This window comes from Desulfosporosinus burensis, assembly GCF_054657535.1.
Genome location: NZ_BAAHYN010000005.1, coordinates 362,839 through 380,480, shown reverse-complemented (window position 1 = coordinate 380,480; position 17,642 = coordinate 362,839). Strand labels below are relative to the sequence as shown.

Below are 17,642 nucleotides of genomic sequence, written 5' to 3'. Positions count from 1 at the left end.
TCAATCCCATTTCACTCATCAGTGATACTATTTAAGCGGCAAGGAGTCCTAATAGTAAAAGAGAGCAGGCTAACCTGCTCTCTTTTACATCTAAATCTTTGCTACTTTTTTAATTTCTTATCTCTTAGTCCCACTTTTGATCTGCTAAACGCTTGTAGGATTCATAGCGTACCTTAGCGTACTTTTCAGCACCAACGAAAAGTTCCTCTGCACTATCCGGGAAGGTATTCAACAGGGAAGAGTAACGAACTTCTCCCATGATGAACTCGCGGAAGGATGTGCTAGGTTCCTTAGAATCCAAGCTAAATGGATTCTTGCCTTGATCGATCAAATCTGGATTGTAGTGATAGAGATGCCAGTAACCAGAGTCAACCGCTTTCTTCTGCTCTTGGACACTCTTAGTCATCCCAGCTTTAAGACCATGGTTAATACAAGGAGCATAGGCAATAATCAAAGAAGGTCCTTTATAGGCTTCAGCCTCTTTAATAATCTTGATCGTTTGAGCCATGTTAGCACCTAAGGCAATCTGCGCAACATAAACATATCCATAACTCATTGCGATCATGCCTAGGTCTTTCTTACGAATCTTTTTACCTGCTGCGGCAAATTTGGCTACTGCTGCTCGAGGAGTAGACTTTGAGGATTGTCCTCCAGTATTGGAGTAAACCTCGGTATCCATAACGAAAATATTTACATCGTCTCCAGAAGCTAGTACATGGTCTAAGCCGCCAAATCCGATATCATAAGCCCAACCGTCCCCACCGAGGATCCATTGGGATTTTTTAATAAGGTGGTCTTTCTTAGCAAAGATTTCCGCAAGGACCTTATTGTCTCCACCATAACTTCCAAGTCCAGCAAGGATCTTTGCAGTTGCAGCTTTAGAAGCGTCAGCATCATCCCAACCCTTCAGCCACTCTTGGAATGCTTCTTTCAACTCAGCACTGATCTCCATCTCTAGCGCTTGGTTCATCAAATCCACAAGTTTCTCACGTTGTTGGCGAACGCCCAGGTACATACCATAGCCAAACTCGGCATTGTCTTCAAACAAGGAGTTAGCCCAGCTTGGTCCTTTGCCTTCTTGATTAGTGGTATATGGAATTGAAGGAGCACTGCCACCCCAGATGGAGCTGCAGCCAGTAGCATTGGAAATCATCATGCGATCGCCATATAGCTGAGTAATAAGTTTTACGTAGGCAGTCTCACCGCAGCCTGGGCAGGCACCGTTGAACTCTAGTAACGGTTGCGCAAACTGGCTACCTTTCACAGTTGTGACATCAAAGAGTTGGCTCTTATTTTTCAGGGTAACAGCATACTCCCAGTTCTTGGTCTGTTGTTCCATCTGCTCAGCCGCTGGTTTCATGATCAGAGCTTTAACCTTAGCTGGGCAAACTTCAGCACAGTTTCCACACCCAGTGCAATCCAACGCACTTACTTGAACACGGAATTGTAGACCCGTTGCTTCTTTACCAATTGCCTTCTTACCCACGAAGGTTTCAGGAGCAGTTTTTGCTTCTTCCTCGTTGATTAAGAACGGACGAATCGCTGCGTGAGGACAAACATAAGAACATTGATTACATTGGATACAATTGTCGATCTGCCATTCTGGTACGATAACACCAATCCCACGTTTTTCATAGCAAGAAGTTCCTACCGGGAAGGTTCCATCTTCACGTCCTAAGAACGTACTCACAGGAAGGCTATCTCCCTCTAGTGCATTCATCGGGCGAAGAATGTTCGTTATGAAATCCGGTTCTTCAACAGCCGCGGCAGCCTGCGCTTGAGCGTTGTCTGCATTTTCCCAAGCGGTCGGAACTTCTACCTTGACAAGGGAAGATACGCCGAGATCAATGGCCGCCGTATTCATATCTACGATGTTTTGACCCTTTTTACCATAGGTTTTTACAACGGAAGCTTTTAAATAATCAACAGCCTCTTGGACAGGAATCACGTTGGCAAGTTTAAAGAAGGCTGCTTGCATGATCATGTTAATGCGGTTACCAAGACCAATTTTTCGGGCAATTGATACTGCATCGATGATATAGAAGTTAGCTTTGGTTTTGGCTAAGGCTTGTTTCATAGTAGCAGGAAGCTTTTCAGCCAGTTCTTCTGGGGTCCACTGGCAATTCAAGACAAAGTTACCACCTTGTTTGAGCCCTTTTAAGAGGTCATATTGGTAGACATAGGTTTGGTTATGGCAAGCTATATAGTTCGTGCCTGTCACATAATAAGGGGATTTAATTTGCTTTTTGCCAAAGCGAAGATGGGAAACCGTAATTCCGCCCGATTTCTTACTGTCATATTGGAAATAAGCTTGAGCATAAAGCTTGGTGTGATCTCCAATAATCTTAATCGCTTGTTTATTAGCACCGACTGTACCATCAGCACCAAGACCCCAGAACTTACAGGAAATTGTCCCTTCTGGAGCAGTGTCAATGATTTCATCCTCTGCTAAGGATTTATTAGTAACATCATCGATAATTCCAATCGTAAAGTCATGTCTTGGGCTTTCAGATTGAAGGTTTTTATAGACAGCCAGTACTTGGGATGGGGTCGTATCTTTTGACCCTAAGCCATAACGGCCACCGACGACCACTGGTTTAATATCGCTTGAATAGAAAATATCCTTAATATCTAGATATAGAGGTTCGCCCGTAGCACCGGGTTCTTTAGTACGGTCAAGAACCGCAATCTTCTTAACAGTAGGAGGCAAGACTTTAAAGAAGTAATCACTGGAGAACGGGCGATATAAGTGAACCTTAACAACGCCAACCTTTTCCCCTTTGGCTACGAGATAGTCTATTGTCTCTTCGATCGTGTCACAGATCGAGCCCATGGCCACAATGACATACTCTGCATCCTCTGCACCATAATATTGGAAAGGATGATATTCTCGGCCAGTGAGTTTCTTGTATTCTTGCATATAATGCTCAACCATGTCTGGAATGGCATCATAAAAACGATTTGAAGCTTCCCGTCCTTGGAAGTAAACATCTGGATTTTGAGCCGTTCCACGAAGTACAGGACGTTCAGGATTCAAAGAACTATCGCGAAAGGCTTGTACTGCGTCCATATCTAAAAGTTTAGCAACTTCTTCATATTCTGGAACTTCAATTTTTTGAATTTCATGAGAGGTCCGGAATCCATCAAAGAAATGGAGGAACGGTACTCTGGATTTAACTGTCGCTAAGTGAGCAATAAAGCCAAGGTCTAAGGCTTCTTGCACATTATGAGAAGAAAGCTGTGCAAAACCCGTTGCGCGCACGGACATAACGTCCTGATGATCACCAAAGATGGATAAGGCATGAGTTGCTAAGGCCCGAGCGCTGACATGGAATACGCACGGCAAGAGCTCTCCAGCAATTTTATACATGTTAGGAATCATCAAAAGTAAGCCTTGGGAAGCCGTATAAGTCGTTGTTAAAGCCCCTGATTGAAGTGAGCCATGCACTGCGCCAGCTGCTCCAGCCTCGGATTGCATCTCAACAACTTTAACTGTTTGCCCAAAAACGTTTTTCCTTCCATGAGCAGCCCATTCGTCAACTAATTCTGCCATTGTTGATGAGGGAGTGATGGGGAAGATAGTGGCGACTTCCGTGAACGCATATGAGGCGTGCGCGGCCGCTTCGTTACCATCCATAGTTTTCATTTTGGCCATAATTTTCTCCTCCTAATCATGTGATTAATTTAATTTTAGATTTTTAAGTATAGTGACTCTATTTATGGCAACCCCACATTCTATCCCCCACCGAGATTAGGGGGAAAAGTTGGGAAAAAAGAAAGAATTTTTGTAAAATTACCATAAAAATAGACTGAGGGAACTAATTCAGGTATAAGCCCGAATAGTTCCCTTTCGATCAACCTCAGTATACCCTTTAATTGTTATACCCGTCAACAATTAAATTTATGGGTAAAATGCAATCTTCAAATTCCGAGCACCTAGGAAGTTTCAAAATTATCAGATTCTTTATTAAGATTCCCTTCTAGGGAAACCTTTTTTAATTACAGTTGTTCTGCTTTTATACCAGCTATAATTGTCGGCGACCTTCTAAAGCCCTGGCAATGGTCACCTCATCAGTATATTCTAGGTCTCCTCCTACAGGAAGACCATGGGCGATCCGAGATACTTTAATTCCCATTGGTTTTAGCAAGCGCGCTAAATACAGAGCAGTCGCTTCCCCCTCAACGGTAGGGTTCATTGCCATAACCACTTCTTTTACTCCATCTAAACGTCTTAAGAGCTGTTTAACGGTCAACTGCTCTGGGCCTATTCCATCCATTGGGGAGAGAACCCCGTGTAGCACATGATAACGTCCCTTGAATTCCTTAGTTTTCTCTAACGATACCACATCTCTTGGATGCTCAACTACACAAAGGGCGGTTTGATCTCTTTGTGGATTATGACAGAGCGCACATGGCTCTTGATCTGTAAAATTCGAACAAATAGAACACTTTTTGATATCACGATTTGCTACGACAATAGCTCGTGCTAAATCTTCAGAAACTAGGGGTTGTTGAAGTAAGTAAAATGCAAGCCGTCCAGCCGTTTTGGGGCCAATCCCCGGCAAACGTGCTAAGCTACTAATAAGATCCGCCAAGGGTTGTGGGTATTGTAAGAAATCCATAGATCACCTAGAACAATCCGGGGATCTTTAAACCGCCGGTGAGTTTACCCATTTCTTGACTAGCCATTTCCTGAGCTTTCCTTAACCCTTCATTTAATGCTGCTTTGATAAGATCTTCCAGCATTTCAACATCCTCAGGGTCAACTGCTTCAGGCTTGATTTTCAATTCGACCAATTCCATTTTCCCACTGACGATAACTTGAACCATTCCTCCGCCAGAAGAGGCATCCACTGTTTTAGTCAGAAGTTCTTCCTGAACCTTCGCCATATCCTCTTGCATCTTTTGAGCTTGCTTGAGCATTTGGCTCATATTACCACCCATGCCGCCACCGCCCATACCTTTAAAACCCGCCATTTTAAACACATCCTATCTTCGTTATTACTAGTATTATTCACTCGTAGCTCTTATTGATTACTCCCTAACCACTACCAGATCTGACCCGAACATGTCTCTGGCTTTGTTTATCAAAGCTTGCTCCTGCTTTTTCGAGTCTTGACTCGACCGTGTCTCCTTGGTCTGAAATTCGTTTTCCATAAAATTCTGCAGGGTTAGGGAAGTACCAAATAGGCGCTTAAGAACATCTTCGATGGTCTGTCGATTTTCTGACTGATTGACTTTGTCTTTATGAAAAGAACAACCTTCACGAAAGAGGATCGTCAAAGTCTTACCATCAAGTTGAACTGGTTTTCCTTCCATCAAAAAAGCCTGGGTTGACTTTTTAAGTTTTTTAACCTGTTCTAAAACATCATTCCAACGCTCTTGAATTCCCTCGATGGTCAGGCTGAGTTTAGATTCCTCGGCAGTGTTCCCTGAATCCGCGGTTATTACTTCTGCATAAGAAATTTTCTGGGCCTGGGGTGGATCCTTCGGAATCACACGACTCAATTTAGTACTGACCGGTGGCTTTTCTTCGGGTAATCCCGCCCGAACAAAACCACCGCCTTGAAGCTGTTGCTCGATTAGAGACAACCGCCTCAGTATCTCCTCCTGCCCATCCATCGCAGAAGGTTGACTATCATGAATGGTCTGGACTAATAAAAGTTCAGCAGCCAATCGAGCATTCGAAGCATACTTAAGCTGACCTTCTCCTTGTAGTAATACAGAGATCCAGCGCAACAATCGGGGAATTCCAATAGTTTCAGCCTGTTTGACCAAACGATCTTGAATGTGTGGCGCAACCATAGGGGTTTTCCCTGTAGACGCTGTCAATAACATTTGGCGGAGATAATCAAGCAACTCCCGGATAATCTGACGTGGGTCTCGCCCTTGCTGGATGCCATCGGATAAAAGGTTTAGACTTTTTCCATAATCAGAGGAGAGACATGCTTCCACTAACTGAGCGCTATAGGTCTCACCAACCATACCCAAAACCAGATACACTTCTTCTACACCGATTGGATCATCCTGAAGAAGACATTGGTCTAAAATACTCAAGGCATCCCGTAGCCCTCCTTCAGACTTCTGGGCAATGACCGCAAGGGCGTCCGAATTGACCTGCCTCTCTATAGACGTACATACTTCAAGCAAACGTTTTTGGATATTTTCTAATGAGATTCGATGGAATTCAAAACGTTGTACCCTCGAAAGGATTGTCAAAGGTATTTTTTGAACCTCTGTTGTAGCTAAAATGAAAATAACCTGCTGGGGGGGCTCTTCCAATGTCTTAAGCAGGGCATTGAACGCCTCAGAAGTTAACATATGTACTTCATCGATAATATAAACTTTATATTTCCCTTGTGTTGAGCTCAATTTTATATTTTCACGTAAATCACGAATTTCGCCAATGCCCCGATTTGATGCGGCATCGATCTCAAAAACCTCCATAGATGAACCATGGTCAATACCCGTACAAGAAGGACAATGATTACAGGGCTCCACTCCCTGTAATTCTTCGCAATTCAAAGCTTTGGCTAAGATCTTGGCAGCGGTAGTTTTACCTGTGCCTCTTGGACCACTAAATAAATAAGCGTGTGCTATCTTCTGTAGTTTAAGCGCATTAATCAATGTTTTAGTAATATGTTCTTGACCTACAATGTCTTTAAACACTCTTGGGCGCCATTCACGATAAAGCGCTAAATAAGCCATACTATCACCCTCAATAAACAGAGTGGGGAATATGTTAAAAAAAGATGGTACATTGACCACCTTTATCTTTCATAAATAGCCGTACACCCTAGATCGAACCAGCGCCTCCGAACGTTACCTTGGTCGGCATACTCAATTCAGGCAACCTTACGGCACACAAAACGCTCTCCTTAGTGCTGCTTCCGTCAAGATCTGACACGGTTCGGAGTGTTCTGTTGCGTAAGACCAAAATCTCATCGCTGCCCACCAAAGACTGCTTCACAGGCGTGGACCTTTCGCGGGAATTCCACCTTGCTAGAGCGGGCTGCAAGTTACAGGGAACCGCTACCTCCCCGTCTAGTACGGCTAAATCAATTATAGCAAAATAAAAAGCCGAAGTCGAATACTTTGGCTGGAATCATCTAAAAATGGCGGAGAGAGAGGGATTTGAACCCTCGACACCGGTTGCCCAATGTACCCGCTTTCCAGGCGGGCGCCTTCGACCACTCAGCCACCTCTCCGAGTTCGATAAACAATCTACCTATTAATATAAAATTAATGTGTTTTCTGTGTTTAGTGAACAAGAGAGATTATATCGCAAAGAAACATGCACGTCAATGGTAAATCTACTGTGAATTTATGTAATCATATATATTTCTTCGTTTATGTTGAATATTTTTGCCTTAAATATCGTAGAGTACTCTATGTATGAACTTTATTTAATCAAGTTTTTTAAACTAATTTTGGAGGATGAAATGGAAATTAAACCATTAAAAGAATTAAAATTATACGGCTTTAATAACCTAACCAAAACTTTGAGTTTCAATATGTATGATATTTGCTATGCCAAGTCTCCCGAGCACCGTCAAGCCTATATCGATTACATAGATGAAGAATACAATTCTGATCGTCTCGCTAGAATTCTTTCAGATGTAGCCAGCATTATCGGCGCCAATATCCTCAATATTGCTAAACAAGATTATAATCCTCAAGGGGCAAGTGTTACAATGCTCGTTTCTGAAGAGCAAGATGTGACAATACCGGCTAATGTGGTGGCCCATTTAGATAAAAGTCACATCACAGTTCACACCTATCCAGAAAGTCATCCCAATAAAGGGATTAGTACCTTCAGGGCAGACATTGACGTTTCAACCTGTGGGAAGATTTCCCCACTGGCAGCCCTTAACTATCTCGTGACTAATTTTTATTCAGATATTGCCATCATCGACTATCGCGTCCGAGGCTTTACACGAGATCTTGACGGTAGAAAATTTTTTATTGATCATAAAATAAATTCCATTCAAAACTACTTGGCTAAGGAAAAAAAGGAACTTTATCAAATGATCGACGTCAACGTCTATCAGGAAAACATTTTTCATACAAAAATGATCTTAAAAGACTTTGATCTCGATAGTTATCTATTTGGCACTGCAAAAAAAGAACTTTCGCCCAGTGAAAAGAAAAAGATTAAACAACGCTTAACTAAAGAAATGTCGGAGATATTCCACGGGAGGAATATACCCAGAGCTTAGGCTTAGGACTTAGACTAGCTTAGCGTTAGCCTAGCCTTAGCCCTATCCTTAGCCCTATCCTTATACCTAGTTAATCCAAGTGTCGTTCTTATACTTAGACAGTTTCCGGCTTAGTCAAAAGGACAGAATATGTGATTTTTCATATGCGATTGATTAATTCCCAGAAGTAAAAGCGAACTTTTGGCTTAGCCGTAATGAGGTGATTTTTATTCGTCTGTTCTTTCGAATCAACAGAGACTTCATTTTTAAGGGGAACCCCCGCCTTTCCATCCACTGGAACGGCTGTTGAACTCTTAATATCAATAAAACAGAGCGGTGGGAAAAGCACGCACCACCAGTTTGATCCCTTTCCTTCACCGATCACGAAGCGTAAAGCTTCATATTGACCTGCAGGGAGTACTAAGGATCCATAAGACTTAGTTGGAAAAGAAAAATGTCCATATTCTGTACGCACTGAGTAATCCTTTCCCCAATCCCTGACCACAGTACGCCCTATATCCTCCATTTCAGTGCTAAGCTGCTTAAGAATATCTCGTGATTCATCTAACGACTGAGAAACCGCTAGCCGAGGCGAAACTTCTTTTAAGATAGCATCTCGAACCGCACGCTTCAGCTCCTGATCCTGTTCGCTGTCAGAGTTAGCGAGAACATGAAATCGAATCAGTTCGTCCGGAGTTGGAGCGAATTCAATGTCATCCGTCGATTCGTTCGTTTTATAGGCATTCACAGCATTAGTACTCGCGCTAAAACCAGTACTAGTACCTGCATTACTTTCTTTAAGTGGCCCCCAATAAGCCGCGACTCCCAAAGTTGTAATCATACTTAAAAGGATGATATTAATTGATCTCCATGCTTTCATAAGTCTAATCCCGCCCTCCTGAACTTCATGCATTAGTGGTCAATTTATTTCTCTAATAGCAGTCTGTCCAAGAATGTGAAGATTTAAGCAAGGTGCTTTCTTATTTGATTGATTCATTTATTAATTTTTCATCAAATTGCAACTTCCCTCGGCTCGTTCCTCTATCCATAAAACTAAAAGGACTTCGCGTATACCATCCACGAAGACCCTAGATTGATTCTCTCTATATAATAAAATAACTCATATCAAAATAACTTCTTTTAGCTTTTAGATTAATATATAAGAGCACGTAATGATCTACCTAACACCAATATAGATCGCTTATTACCCAACTATGATCTTTCGACCATAATCAAGCAGGTCACCACCCATACTCATGATTCGTTCGACCTTACAAGATATCTACTCAGCTACATACAACCTTTCGGCTGTATATAACCGACTTTCTTACACATGCATACATCTACTGACATATGGTTGAGTAAGAAAAATCAACACCCAGCAAAATCTTAGCTCGACCCTATATGATAAGTTGGAACCATAAAACAATCTTAGAAGACTGCAGTAAAGCTTTTCCCCACCATAGAAGATCTTCCCTCCGACAATATACAAGCATTTTACTACCTGTATATCATCTTTAGCCGACCCATATACACCCCGTAAAGAGCATATATAAATCTTGGCTCAACCATCACGTACCCTTATGATCATATTATTAACCTCTTTATTAGATAATATTCTAGTAATATTTAGTAAATTAATCTTCAGTAAACAGCTATTGTTTTAAATCATAAGGCCCCGGTTCAAACGTTCCCTTTACCATTTGAACTCATAGGTAGAAGGATTAACCAATCTAGGAATTTATCCGTCTATCGTGGTATACTTTAACATAGGCTATTCTTTTACTCCTTTACCCTGTTTCTGAACAGGAATTTGCTTGCTATAAAAAAACTCTATTTTGTTCGAAAGGAGTGACCTACAATGGGAGAAAAAAGCACCAAAAAGGAGACAAAAAAACCTAAGCAAGCCAAAAAGCCGAAATAATTGCTAGCGACTTTCTCCTCCCACTATTTCCAAAATAGTAAAAGGGTCTTCGTGTATAGTTACGGAGATCCTTAATTATTAATGGGTGGAAAGAGAAAGTCAAATCTATCTGTAAGGCAGAATTAATCAACTATCATAGTTCATGTAAACGATCAAGTTAGGATCATTTTGAAGGAATCCCGGCGATGGCCTTGGCCAGTTCTTTCTTTTGTGCTAGGTTTGCCTGGCGGGAAATCATGACGGTCTAATAATTGGGTGATCCACTGGATTCTCCACTAACTCACCCTGTAGATAAACCTTGAAATTGAGTCCCCGTAGACTTCAATTCGACTTGTTTGGTCTTCTAACAATTGAATCAGCTCAGGTAACGTTGGTGGTTGTACCTTCCACTCATTAGGTTTACTGCCACGCCCAAATAAATCTGTAAACCCATCCGGCATTAACATCGGCTCTTGTGCGAAATGAAAACCAAATAGTTCTTGTACTAGATAAATATGACCGAGATTCCAGCGAATATTATTATTGAACCCTTCAGGAATTGAATCCGCTTGGCTTTCACTGAGTTCTTTCACTACATTAATGGTATCACCACGTACTGCCTTCAGTTGGTTAAATAAAAATTCTCTCAAAACCTGTTACCTCCATGTTTATTCAATAAAACACTAGGTCTACATTGTTAGAACAATCAACTCTGAATTATTAGACAACTTTAGTCTATCATAATCATTTGGTGAATTCTACTACACCCTAAACAAAGTGATCTATTTTTGCTACGACTAAATATAAACTCTAAACCTAGTGTCAACCCAATTCTCCTAAATCGCCTTCGATCCCCCCCGATTACCCTTGTGATGAACCTTTATTCTCATGTTTTATCTGGGATGCAAAATGAAGTAGCTGAAAAGATTAACAGGGGCCTTCGCGTTCACCCGCGAAGGCCCCTGTTTCTTCTTTATGTAATGGCGGAGGAGGTGGGATTCGAACCCACGGACGGCTCACACCGTCAAACGATTTCGAGTCGCTCTCGTTATGACCACTTCGATACTCCTCCATATAGAATTATATGGCTTTGATGAAAAACAAGTTCTCATCAAAGCGTCAGAAAAGCGTTTATAAAAAACACTAATTCTAGTTAAGCTTTGTAACAATTTGTCCAATAGTACATCTCAACGTAATCGTTTAAAAAAAGATTTTAAGATATCCGAGCACTCTTCTTCTAAAATCCCTGCTACGATGTCTACCTTATGATTCCATAGCGTCGTATCCAACACATTCATTACAGAGCCTGTAGCACCGCCTTTTAAATCCGCAGCACCATAAACCAATTGCTTTATGCGCGACTGAACTATTGCTCCAGCACACATCGGGCAGGGCTCTAAGGTTACATATAGGGTGGTATCCGTTAGCCGCCAACTCCCTAATGCTTCAGACGCTCGTTGGATTACTAAGATCTCAGCATGTGCTGTGGAATCGTTTCTCAATTCTTTTTCATTGAACGCTGAGGCAATCACTTGACCGTCCTTAACAATGACAGCCCCAATCGGAACTTCCCCTTGTTCATAGGCCATCTGAGCTTGTCTGAGCGCAACGCGCATCCAGTCTTGATGAAGCATAGCTACCTCTGTTTTGGTGACCCCGGGAGGAGTCGAACCTCCGCAAGACAGGGTTTAGGAAACCCCCGCTCTATCCACTGAGCTACGAGGCCATAGTAATAATGTTTAGAACAACTTAAAGAGAGTAAAAGGTTCGATATACGAATCTCGAATATCGAACCACTAACATCGATAATGGTGCGCTCGGAGGGATTCGAACCCCCGACATTCAGATTCGAAGTCTGACGCTCTATCCAGCTGAACTACAAGCGCATATAGCCATAATGGCGACCCATCAAAATAAAGAGTCTTACAAAGTCACTAAAACATTCTCTCGAACTTCGAACATCGAACTTCGAATATGGCGGAGGGGGTGGGATTCGAACCCACGGACCCCTTGCGAAGTCACCGGTTTTCAAGACCGGGTCCTTAAACCGCTCGAACACCCCTCCAAATAAAACGACCGAAGAAAAGCATAACACAAATGTCTTAGAATTTCAACTATCGTCAATTAGTATTATTTTCTATTTTGATTTTCTTTTTGTCCTACAAACCTTTATCCGATATATTCCACACCCATATATGGCTGGAGAGCTTTAGGAACTCGTACCCTACCATCTTGTTCTTGATAGTTTTCAATGATAGCTGCCACGGTACGTCCAATTGCTAATCCGCTTCCATTGAGCGTGTGGAGATACTCTGGTTTTTCCTTAGGCCCTCTCCTGAAACGAATGTTGGCTCGACGAGCTTGGAAATCTTCAAAGTTACTGCAAGAAGAAATTTCCCTATAGGTATTAAAGCTAGGCAACCATACTTCCAAATCATAGGTCTTGGCAGAGGTAAACCCAAGATCTCCTGTAGCCAAGGCCATAACTCGGTAAGGAAGTTCCAATTCTTGAAGAATGCCTTCAGCATCTCTCGTCAGCGTTTCAAGTTCTTCATAAGAATTCTCTGGAAGGGTAAATTTAACAAGCTCTACTTTGTTAAATTGGTGTTGCCGGATAAGACCCCTAGTGTCCCGACCTGCTGAACCCGCTTCAGAACGAAAACAAGCACTATAGGCACAGTGATGAATTGGGAGTTGGTTACCATCTAATATTTCTTCGCGATAAAGATTGGTGACAGGTACTTCGGCCGTAGGAATTAGGAAGTAATCTGTTCCCTCCACTTTGAAGGCGTCATCCTCAAATTTAGGAAGTTGACCCGTACCCGTCATAGAAGCACGATTTACCATGTAGGGTGGAAGTATCTCTGTATAGCCATTAGCAATATGGCGATCAAGCATCAACGATATAAGTGAACGTTCAAGCTTGGCACCTAACCCTTTACAATAGGTAAAGCGGGCCCCGGTAACTTTAGAAGCTCTGACGAAGTCGAAAATATCCAACTTTTCACCGATCTCATAATGTGGTTTTGGTTCAAAGTCAAAACTACGGGGGGTACCCCAAGAGCGAACTTGAACATTGTCTGCTTCATCTGCACCAATAGGAACGCTGGCATGAGGAATGTTAGGAATTTCATAGAGGACCTTTTCCATTTCTTGCACAATATCTGCCGATTTTTGTTCCAAGTCCCTGATTGTTTGACCAACTTCGCGCATTTCTAAAACGAGGCTTTCAGTGTCTCCCCCGCTTTTCTTAAGGCGTCCAACTTCTTCCGAAACAGAATTACGACGGGCTTTCAATGTTTCAATTTCAAAAAGAAGTTTACGCCTTTCTTCTTCTTGAATCAAAAAGTTGTCAAGGCTAATTGAAACATAGCGCTTTTGCAATGCTTCCTTAACCACATTGGGATTATTACGAACGAACTTAAGATCCAACATACATAAATCCCTCCCATGCCAGAACACAAATTAATTGGCCCAATGTTCATCGATCATGTCTAAGAAGTATTGATGGACTCGTAGATCCGGGGTAAGTTCTGGATGAAATGCACTGGCTAATAAATTTCCTTGCCGTGCAAAGACAATCTTACCTTCAAATTCAGACAATATACCGACATTCGGAGCAACTTCACGAAGGTAGGGTGCTCTGATAAATACAGCACGCAATGGGTGGGGACCCATGGCAGGCACTAAAAGGTCTGTTTCAAAACTTGCCACTTGTCTACCGAAAGCATTGCGCTCTACGACTGTATCCATTAGATTCAATCGATACTGATCACTATCAACGATCGTTTTGCTGAGTAAAATCATGCCTGCGCATGTACCAAAAATCGGAACATCTTTCGTGCCTAATTCTTTGATTCTTTCACCCATCTCATCAATCATTAATAGTTTGCCAATCGTCGTGCTTTCTCCACCAGGAATTATCAGCCCATGAATTCCATTAAGATCGCTTGACTTACGCACCTCTACAACGTCACAACCCAAGTTTTCTAAGACCTGACGGTGCTCGCGGAAAGCACCTTGCAGTGCCAAAACGCCAACACGCTTTTTCATTCTTACCAACCCCGTTCTTGCATACGCTGAGATTCTGTCAGTGTCGAAATTTCGATTCCGGACATAGGTTGTCCTAAATCTTTAGAAATTTGAGCGAGCATTTTAGGGTCGTTATAGTGAGTTGTTGCTAGAACAATTGCCTTAGCACGAGCTTTTGGATCTCCTGATTTAAAAATTCCAGAGCCCACAAAAATTCCGTCTACCCCGAGTTGCATCATCAACGCGGCATCTGCTGGTGTAGCTATGCCTCCTGCTGCAAAATTTACAACGGGTAACTTTCCATGTTCAGCAACATACAAAACTAGATCATAGGGAGCACCCATGTTTTTAGCAGCTGTCATAAGCTCTTCTTTAGGCATTAAAGTTAAAGCCCTAATTTCGCTCATAACCGTACGCATATGTCGCACAGCTTCAACAACGTTACCTGTTCCAGGTTCCCCTTTAGTACGAATCATAGCAGCCCCTTCGCCGATTCGGCGCAATGCTTCCCCTAGATTACGGCAACCACATACAAAAGGCACTTTAAAGTCATGTTTGTTGATATGATAAGTATCATCGGCAGGTGTTAATACTTCAGACTCATCTATGTAATCAGCACCTAACGCTTCTAAGATTCGGGCTTCTACAAAATGTCCGATCCGTGCTTTCGCCATAACGGGGATCGAAACCACAGCCATAATACCCTCAATGATGGAAGGGTCTGCCATCCGAGCAACTCCACCCTCAGCCCGTATATCCGAAGGAACACGCTCCAGCGCCATTACTGCGCATGCTCCAGCTTCTTCTGCAATTTTTGCCTGTTCGGGAGTTGTGACATCCATGATAACGCCACCCTTGAGCATTTCCGCAAGTCCGGTTTTTACTTTTAAAGATCCAATATCAGTCATTATAGTTCCTCCTCAAAGTTTTTTCAGGTTAGCATTGGTTGAACCTTAGTTTGCATAAAAACAGCATTTTATATGATATCCAGAAATGTTAACACCTAGCGCGAAATTTGTCAATTTAGTCCTCACCTAAGGTATCCTCAGCAAGATCATTATCTTCGATTTCTGCTTCATCTTTCATGACAACTTTGGCTATCGCAACCACACTACTTGCCCCCGTACGCATGGCCATTACCCCTTGCGCTGAACGGCCCTGTGTGGATATACTGGACACTTGAATTCGCAGCATAATGCCATTATTAGTGATGACCATCAGTTGGTCTTCCTCTTGGACAACCTTGATTCCAACCAATGTACCCGTTTTGGCATTTAATTTCATGACGATAATCCCTTTACCACCACGCCCTTGGATTCGGAACTCCTTAAGATTGGTGCGTTTAGCAAAGCCATTTTCACTCATGGTTAAGAGCTCACCTTCATCGCCAATCACATCCATGCCGACGACGGAGTCATTTTCCTCTAGCCTTATTCCTTTCACACCACGCGCTGTACGTCCCATATAACGCACATCAGATTCAGGGAAACGTATGGCAATACCATTTTTTGTAGCTAGTAGAATATCATCTAACCCTTGGGTTAACTTAACACCGATCAGTTCATCCCCTTCGTCTAGGGTTAAAGCAATTAAACCGTCACGTCGGGATGAGTCATATTCTTTCAAGGCTGTCTTTTTCATAATCCCTTTTTTTGTTGCTGTTATCAAGAAAAAGTCAGGACTAAAATCCTTGATTGCCATAACTGCTGTGATCATTTCATGCTGACTCAAATTTAAGAGATTAATGACAGCAGTCCCCTTGGCTGTTCGACTGGCTTCAGGAATCTCATGCGCTTTCAGTCGATACACTTTACCTTGGGAGGTAAAGACAAGAATATTGTGATGTGTCGTGGTGGTAAAGAGATGCTCCACAAAGTCTCTTTCTTTGGTTGCCATTCCGTGAACACCCTTACCTCCCCGGTGCTGGCTTTTGTAAGTATTCAAGGGCAATCTCTTAATATATCCATAATGGGTAACAGTGATAACCACGTCTTCTACTGCAATCAGATCTTCTATATCCATCTTACTGACATCAACGGTTATGCGCGTTCGACGTGCGTCTCCAAATTTATGATTAATATCCGTTAATTCAGCCTTTATAATATTAATAACCATCTGCTCAGACGCTAAAACGGATTTCAGATAGGTAATTGTATTCATCAGTTCGTTATACTGATTTTCTAATTTTTCACGTTCTAATCCTGTTAGTCGTTTTAATCTCATATCCACTATAGCCTGAGCTTGTCTCTCACTCAAACCAAATTTCTGGCTGAGATTGATTCTGGCATTCGCTTCATCTGAGGAAGAACGGATGGTTTCAATAACCTCATCGATATTGTCTAGAGCAATACGCAGCCCCTCAATAATATGCGCTTCTGCCTCTGCTTTATTGAGTTCGAATCGAGTTCTGCGAACGATAACTTCCTTTTGATGTTCAATAAAGTAACGAATCATATCTTTAAGAGTGAGAGTTCGCGGCTGTCCATTGACTAGAGCGAGCATATTGACACCAAACGTATCTTCCATTTGTGTATGTTTATAAAGTTGATTTAAGATGACCTGTGGATTGACATCCCGCCTTAGCTCTATTACAATTCGCATCCCCGAGCGGTCTGATTCATCTCGCAAATCTGTAATTCCATCAAGTTTTTTATCACGAACTAGATCCGCGATCTTCTCAATCATTCTTGCTTTATTAACCATAAAAGGGATTTCAGTGACAAGTATTCGCGTCTTTCCAGACTTCTCCATGCGTTCAATGGTTGCTTTTGCTCGTGTTTTGACAGACCCTCTTCCTGTCGTGTAAGCAGATCTTATCCCTTCATAACCCATGATCGTTCCACCCGTTGGAAAATCAGGGCCTTTGACATAATTCATGAGTTCGTCGATGGATAACTCGGGGTTATCTAACAAGGCCATCGTTGCTTCAACAACTTCTGATAAATTATGGGGAGGAATATTTGTTGCCATGCCAACCGCAATTCCTGATGACCCATTCACGAGTAAATTAGGAAATTTCGCTGGTAATACCGTGGGTTCCTCCTGTTTTTCATCGTAATTTGGAGTAAAATCAACGGTTTCTTTATCAATATCTGCCAACATATAGGTCGCTATTTTTGCCATACGAAGTTCTGTATAACGCATAGCAGCAGCAGAATCTCCATCAATAGAGCCAAAATTTCCATGTCCGTCAATTAGTGGATAGCGACTTGCAAAATCTTGGTCCATCCGGACAACGGCATCATAAATTGAACTATCCCCGTGAGGATGAAATTTACCCATGCAATCCCCGACAAGACGCGCAGACTTACTATAAGGCTTATTGGGAGTCAGCCCCAATTCGTGAAGGGTATATAATATTCTGCGATGTACCGGTTTAAGCCCGTCTCGGACATCGGGCAAAGCACGGCTCACGATAACACTCATCGAGTAGTCGATAAACGATTTTTGCATTTCATCCGCTATTTCGACGGGAAGGACCTTCCCTTCCAGTATTTCATCCGACATCA

At 42.3% G+C, this 17,642-nt stretch carries 12 protein-coding genes, 5 tRNA genes and 1 other RNA gene; 1 reads left to right on the top strand and 17 read right to left on the bottom strand.

Annotated features, from left to right (window positions below; translation table 11 throughout):
• Positions 1-124: 124 nt before the first annotated feature.
• The 6 genes from nifJ to ACYQ3Q_RS11265 form a co-directional block, all read right to left on the bottom strand.
• Complete coding sequence (gene nifJ, locus ACYQ3Q_RS11290) at positions 125-3,655, bottom strand: pyruvate:ferredoxin (flavodoxin) oxidoreductase (protein ID WP_459928634.1); 3,531 nt, start codon at positions 3,653-3,655, stop codon at positions 125-127.
• A gap of 370 nt (positions 3,656-4,025) precedes the next feature.
• On the bottom strand, positions 4,026-4,622 hold the full coding sequence (gene recR, locus ACYQ3Q_RS11285) for a recombination mediator RecR (protein WP_459928633.1): 597 nt from the start codon (positions 4,620-4,622) through the stop codon (positions 4,026-4,028).
• 7 nt (positions 4,623-4,629) lie between these two features.
• Positions 4,630-4,977, bottom strand: coding sequence for a YbaB/EbfC family nucleoid-associated protein (locus ACYQ3Q_RS11280; protein ID WP_459928632.1), 348 nt, complete (start codon positions 4,975-4,977; stop codon positions 4,630-4,632).
• 57 nt (positions 4,978-5,034) lie between these two features.
• Positions 5,035-6,708, bottom strand: coding sequence for a DNA polymerase III subunit gamma/tau (gene dnaX, locus ACYQ3Q_RS11275; protein WP_459928631.1), 1,674 nt, complete (start codon positions 6,706-6,708; stop codon positions 5,035-5,037).
• Positions 6,709-6,787: 79 nt separating this feature from the next.
• Positions 6,788-7,053, bottom strand: an RNA gene (ffs, locus tag ACYQ3Q_RS11270) — signal recognition particle sRNA large type.
• A gap of 63 nt (positions 7,054-7,116) precedes the next feature.
• Positions 7,117-7,208: transfer RNA gene (locus tag ACYQ3Q_RS11265), tRNA-Ser, on the bottom strand.
• A gap of 234 nt (positions 7,209-7,442) precedes the next feature.
• On the opposite strand from ACYQ3Q_RS11265, the gene speD reads away from it, so the two are divergent.
• The gene (speD, locus tag ACYQ3Q_RS11260) at positions 7,443-8,219 is read left to right on the top strand and encodes an adenosylmethionine decarboxylase (RefSeq protein WP_034141217.1); all 777 of its coding nucleotides are present in this window, start codon (positions 7,443-7,445) and stop codon (positions 8,217-8,219) included.
• 139 nt (positions 8,220-8,358) lie between these two features.
• Here the strand turns inward: speD and spoIIR are convergent, their stop codons facing one another.
• The 11 genes from spoIIR to gyrA form a co-directional block, all read right to left on the bottom strand.
• Positions 8,359-9,078 carry a stage II sporulation protein R gene (gene spoIIR, locus ACYQ3Q_RS11255; protein ID WP_459928630.1) on the bottom strand — a complete coding sequence of 240 codons (720 nt, stop codon included), beginning with the start codon at positions 9,076-9,078 and terminating at the stop codon, positions 8,359-8,361.
• Positions 9,079-10,397: 1,319 nt separating this feature from the next.
• Positions 10,398-10,751 carry a DinB family protein gene (locus tag ACYQ3Q_RS11250; RefSeq protein ID WP_459928629.1) on the bottom strand — a complete coding sequence of 118 codons (354 nt, stop codon included), beginning with the start codon at positions 10,749-10,751 and terminating at the stop codon, positions 10,398-10,400.
• A 331-nt stretch (positions 10,752-11,082) separates the two neighbouring features.
• A tRNA-Ser gene (locus tag ACYQ3Q_RS11245) sits at positions 11,083-11,173 on the bottom strand.
• Positions 11,174-11,288: 115 nt separating this feature from the next.
• Positions 11,289-11,735 (bottom strand): tRNA adenosine(34) deaminase TadA, encoded by a 447-nt coding sequence (tadA, locus tag ACYQ3Q_RS11240; RefSeq protein WP_459928628.1) that lies wholly within the window; start codon positions 11,733-11,735, stop codon positions 11,289-11,291.
• A gap of 14 nt (positions 11,736-11,749) precedes the next feature.
• A tRNA-Arg gene (locus ACYQ3Q_RS11235) sits at positions 11,750-11,827 on the bottom strand.
• An 83-nt stretch (positions 11,828-11,910) separates the two neighbouring features.
• Positions 11,911-11,987: transfer RNA gene (locus tag ACYQ3Q_RS11230), tRNA-Arg, on the bottom strand.
• 89 nt (positions 11,988-12,076) lie between these two features.
• A tRNA-Ser gene (locus tag ACYQ3Q_RS11225) sits at positions 12,077-12,166 on the bottom strand.
• A 104-nt stretch (positions 12,167-12,270) separates the two neighbouring features.
• Complete coding sequence (gene serS / locus ACYQ3Q_RS11220; protein WP_459928627.1) at positions 12,271-13,536, bottom strand: serine--tRNA ligase; 1,266 nt, start codon at positions 13,534-13,536, stop codon at positions 12,271-12,273.
• 30 nt (positions 13,537-13,566) lie between these two features.
• Positions 13,567-14,154, bottom strand: coding sequence for a pyridoxal 5'-phosphate synthase glutaminase subunit PdxT (gene pdxT, locus ACYQ3Q_RS11215; RefSeq protein WP_034141166.1), 588 nt, complete (start codon positions 14,152-14,154; stop codon positions 13,567-13,569).
• A gap of 2 nt (positions 14,155-14,156) precedes the next feature.
• On the bottom strand, positions 14,157-15,041 hold the full coding sequence (pdxS, locus tag ACYQ3Q_RS11210) for a pyridoxal 5'-phosphate synthase lyase subunit PdxS (RefSeq protein WP_459928626.1): 885 nt from the start codon (positions 15,039-15,041) through the stop codon (positions 14,157-14,159).
• Between the two features lie 115 nt (positions 15,042-15,156).
• Positions 15,157-17,640, bottom strand: a complete 2,484-nt coding sequence (gene gyrA / locus ACYQ3Q_RS11205) for a DNA gyrase subunit A (protein WP_459928625.1) — start codon at positions 17,638-17,640, stop codon at positions 15,157-15,159.
• Positions 17,641-17,642: the final 2 nt, after the last annotated feature.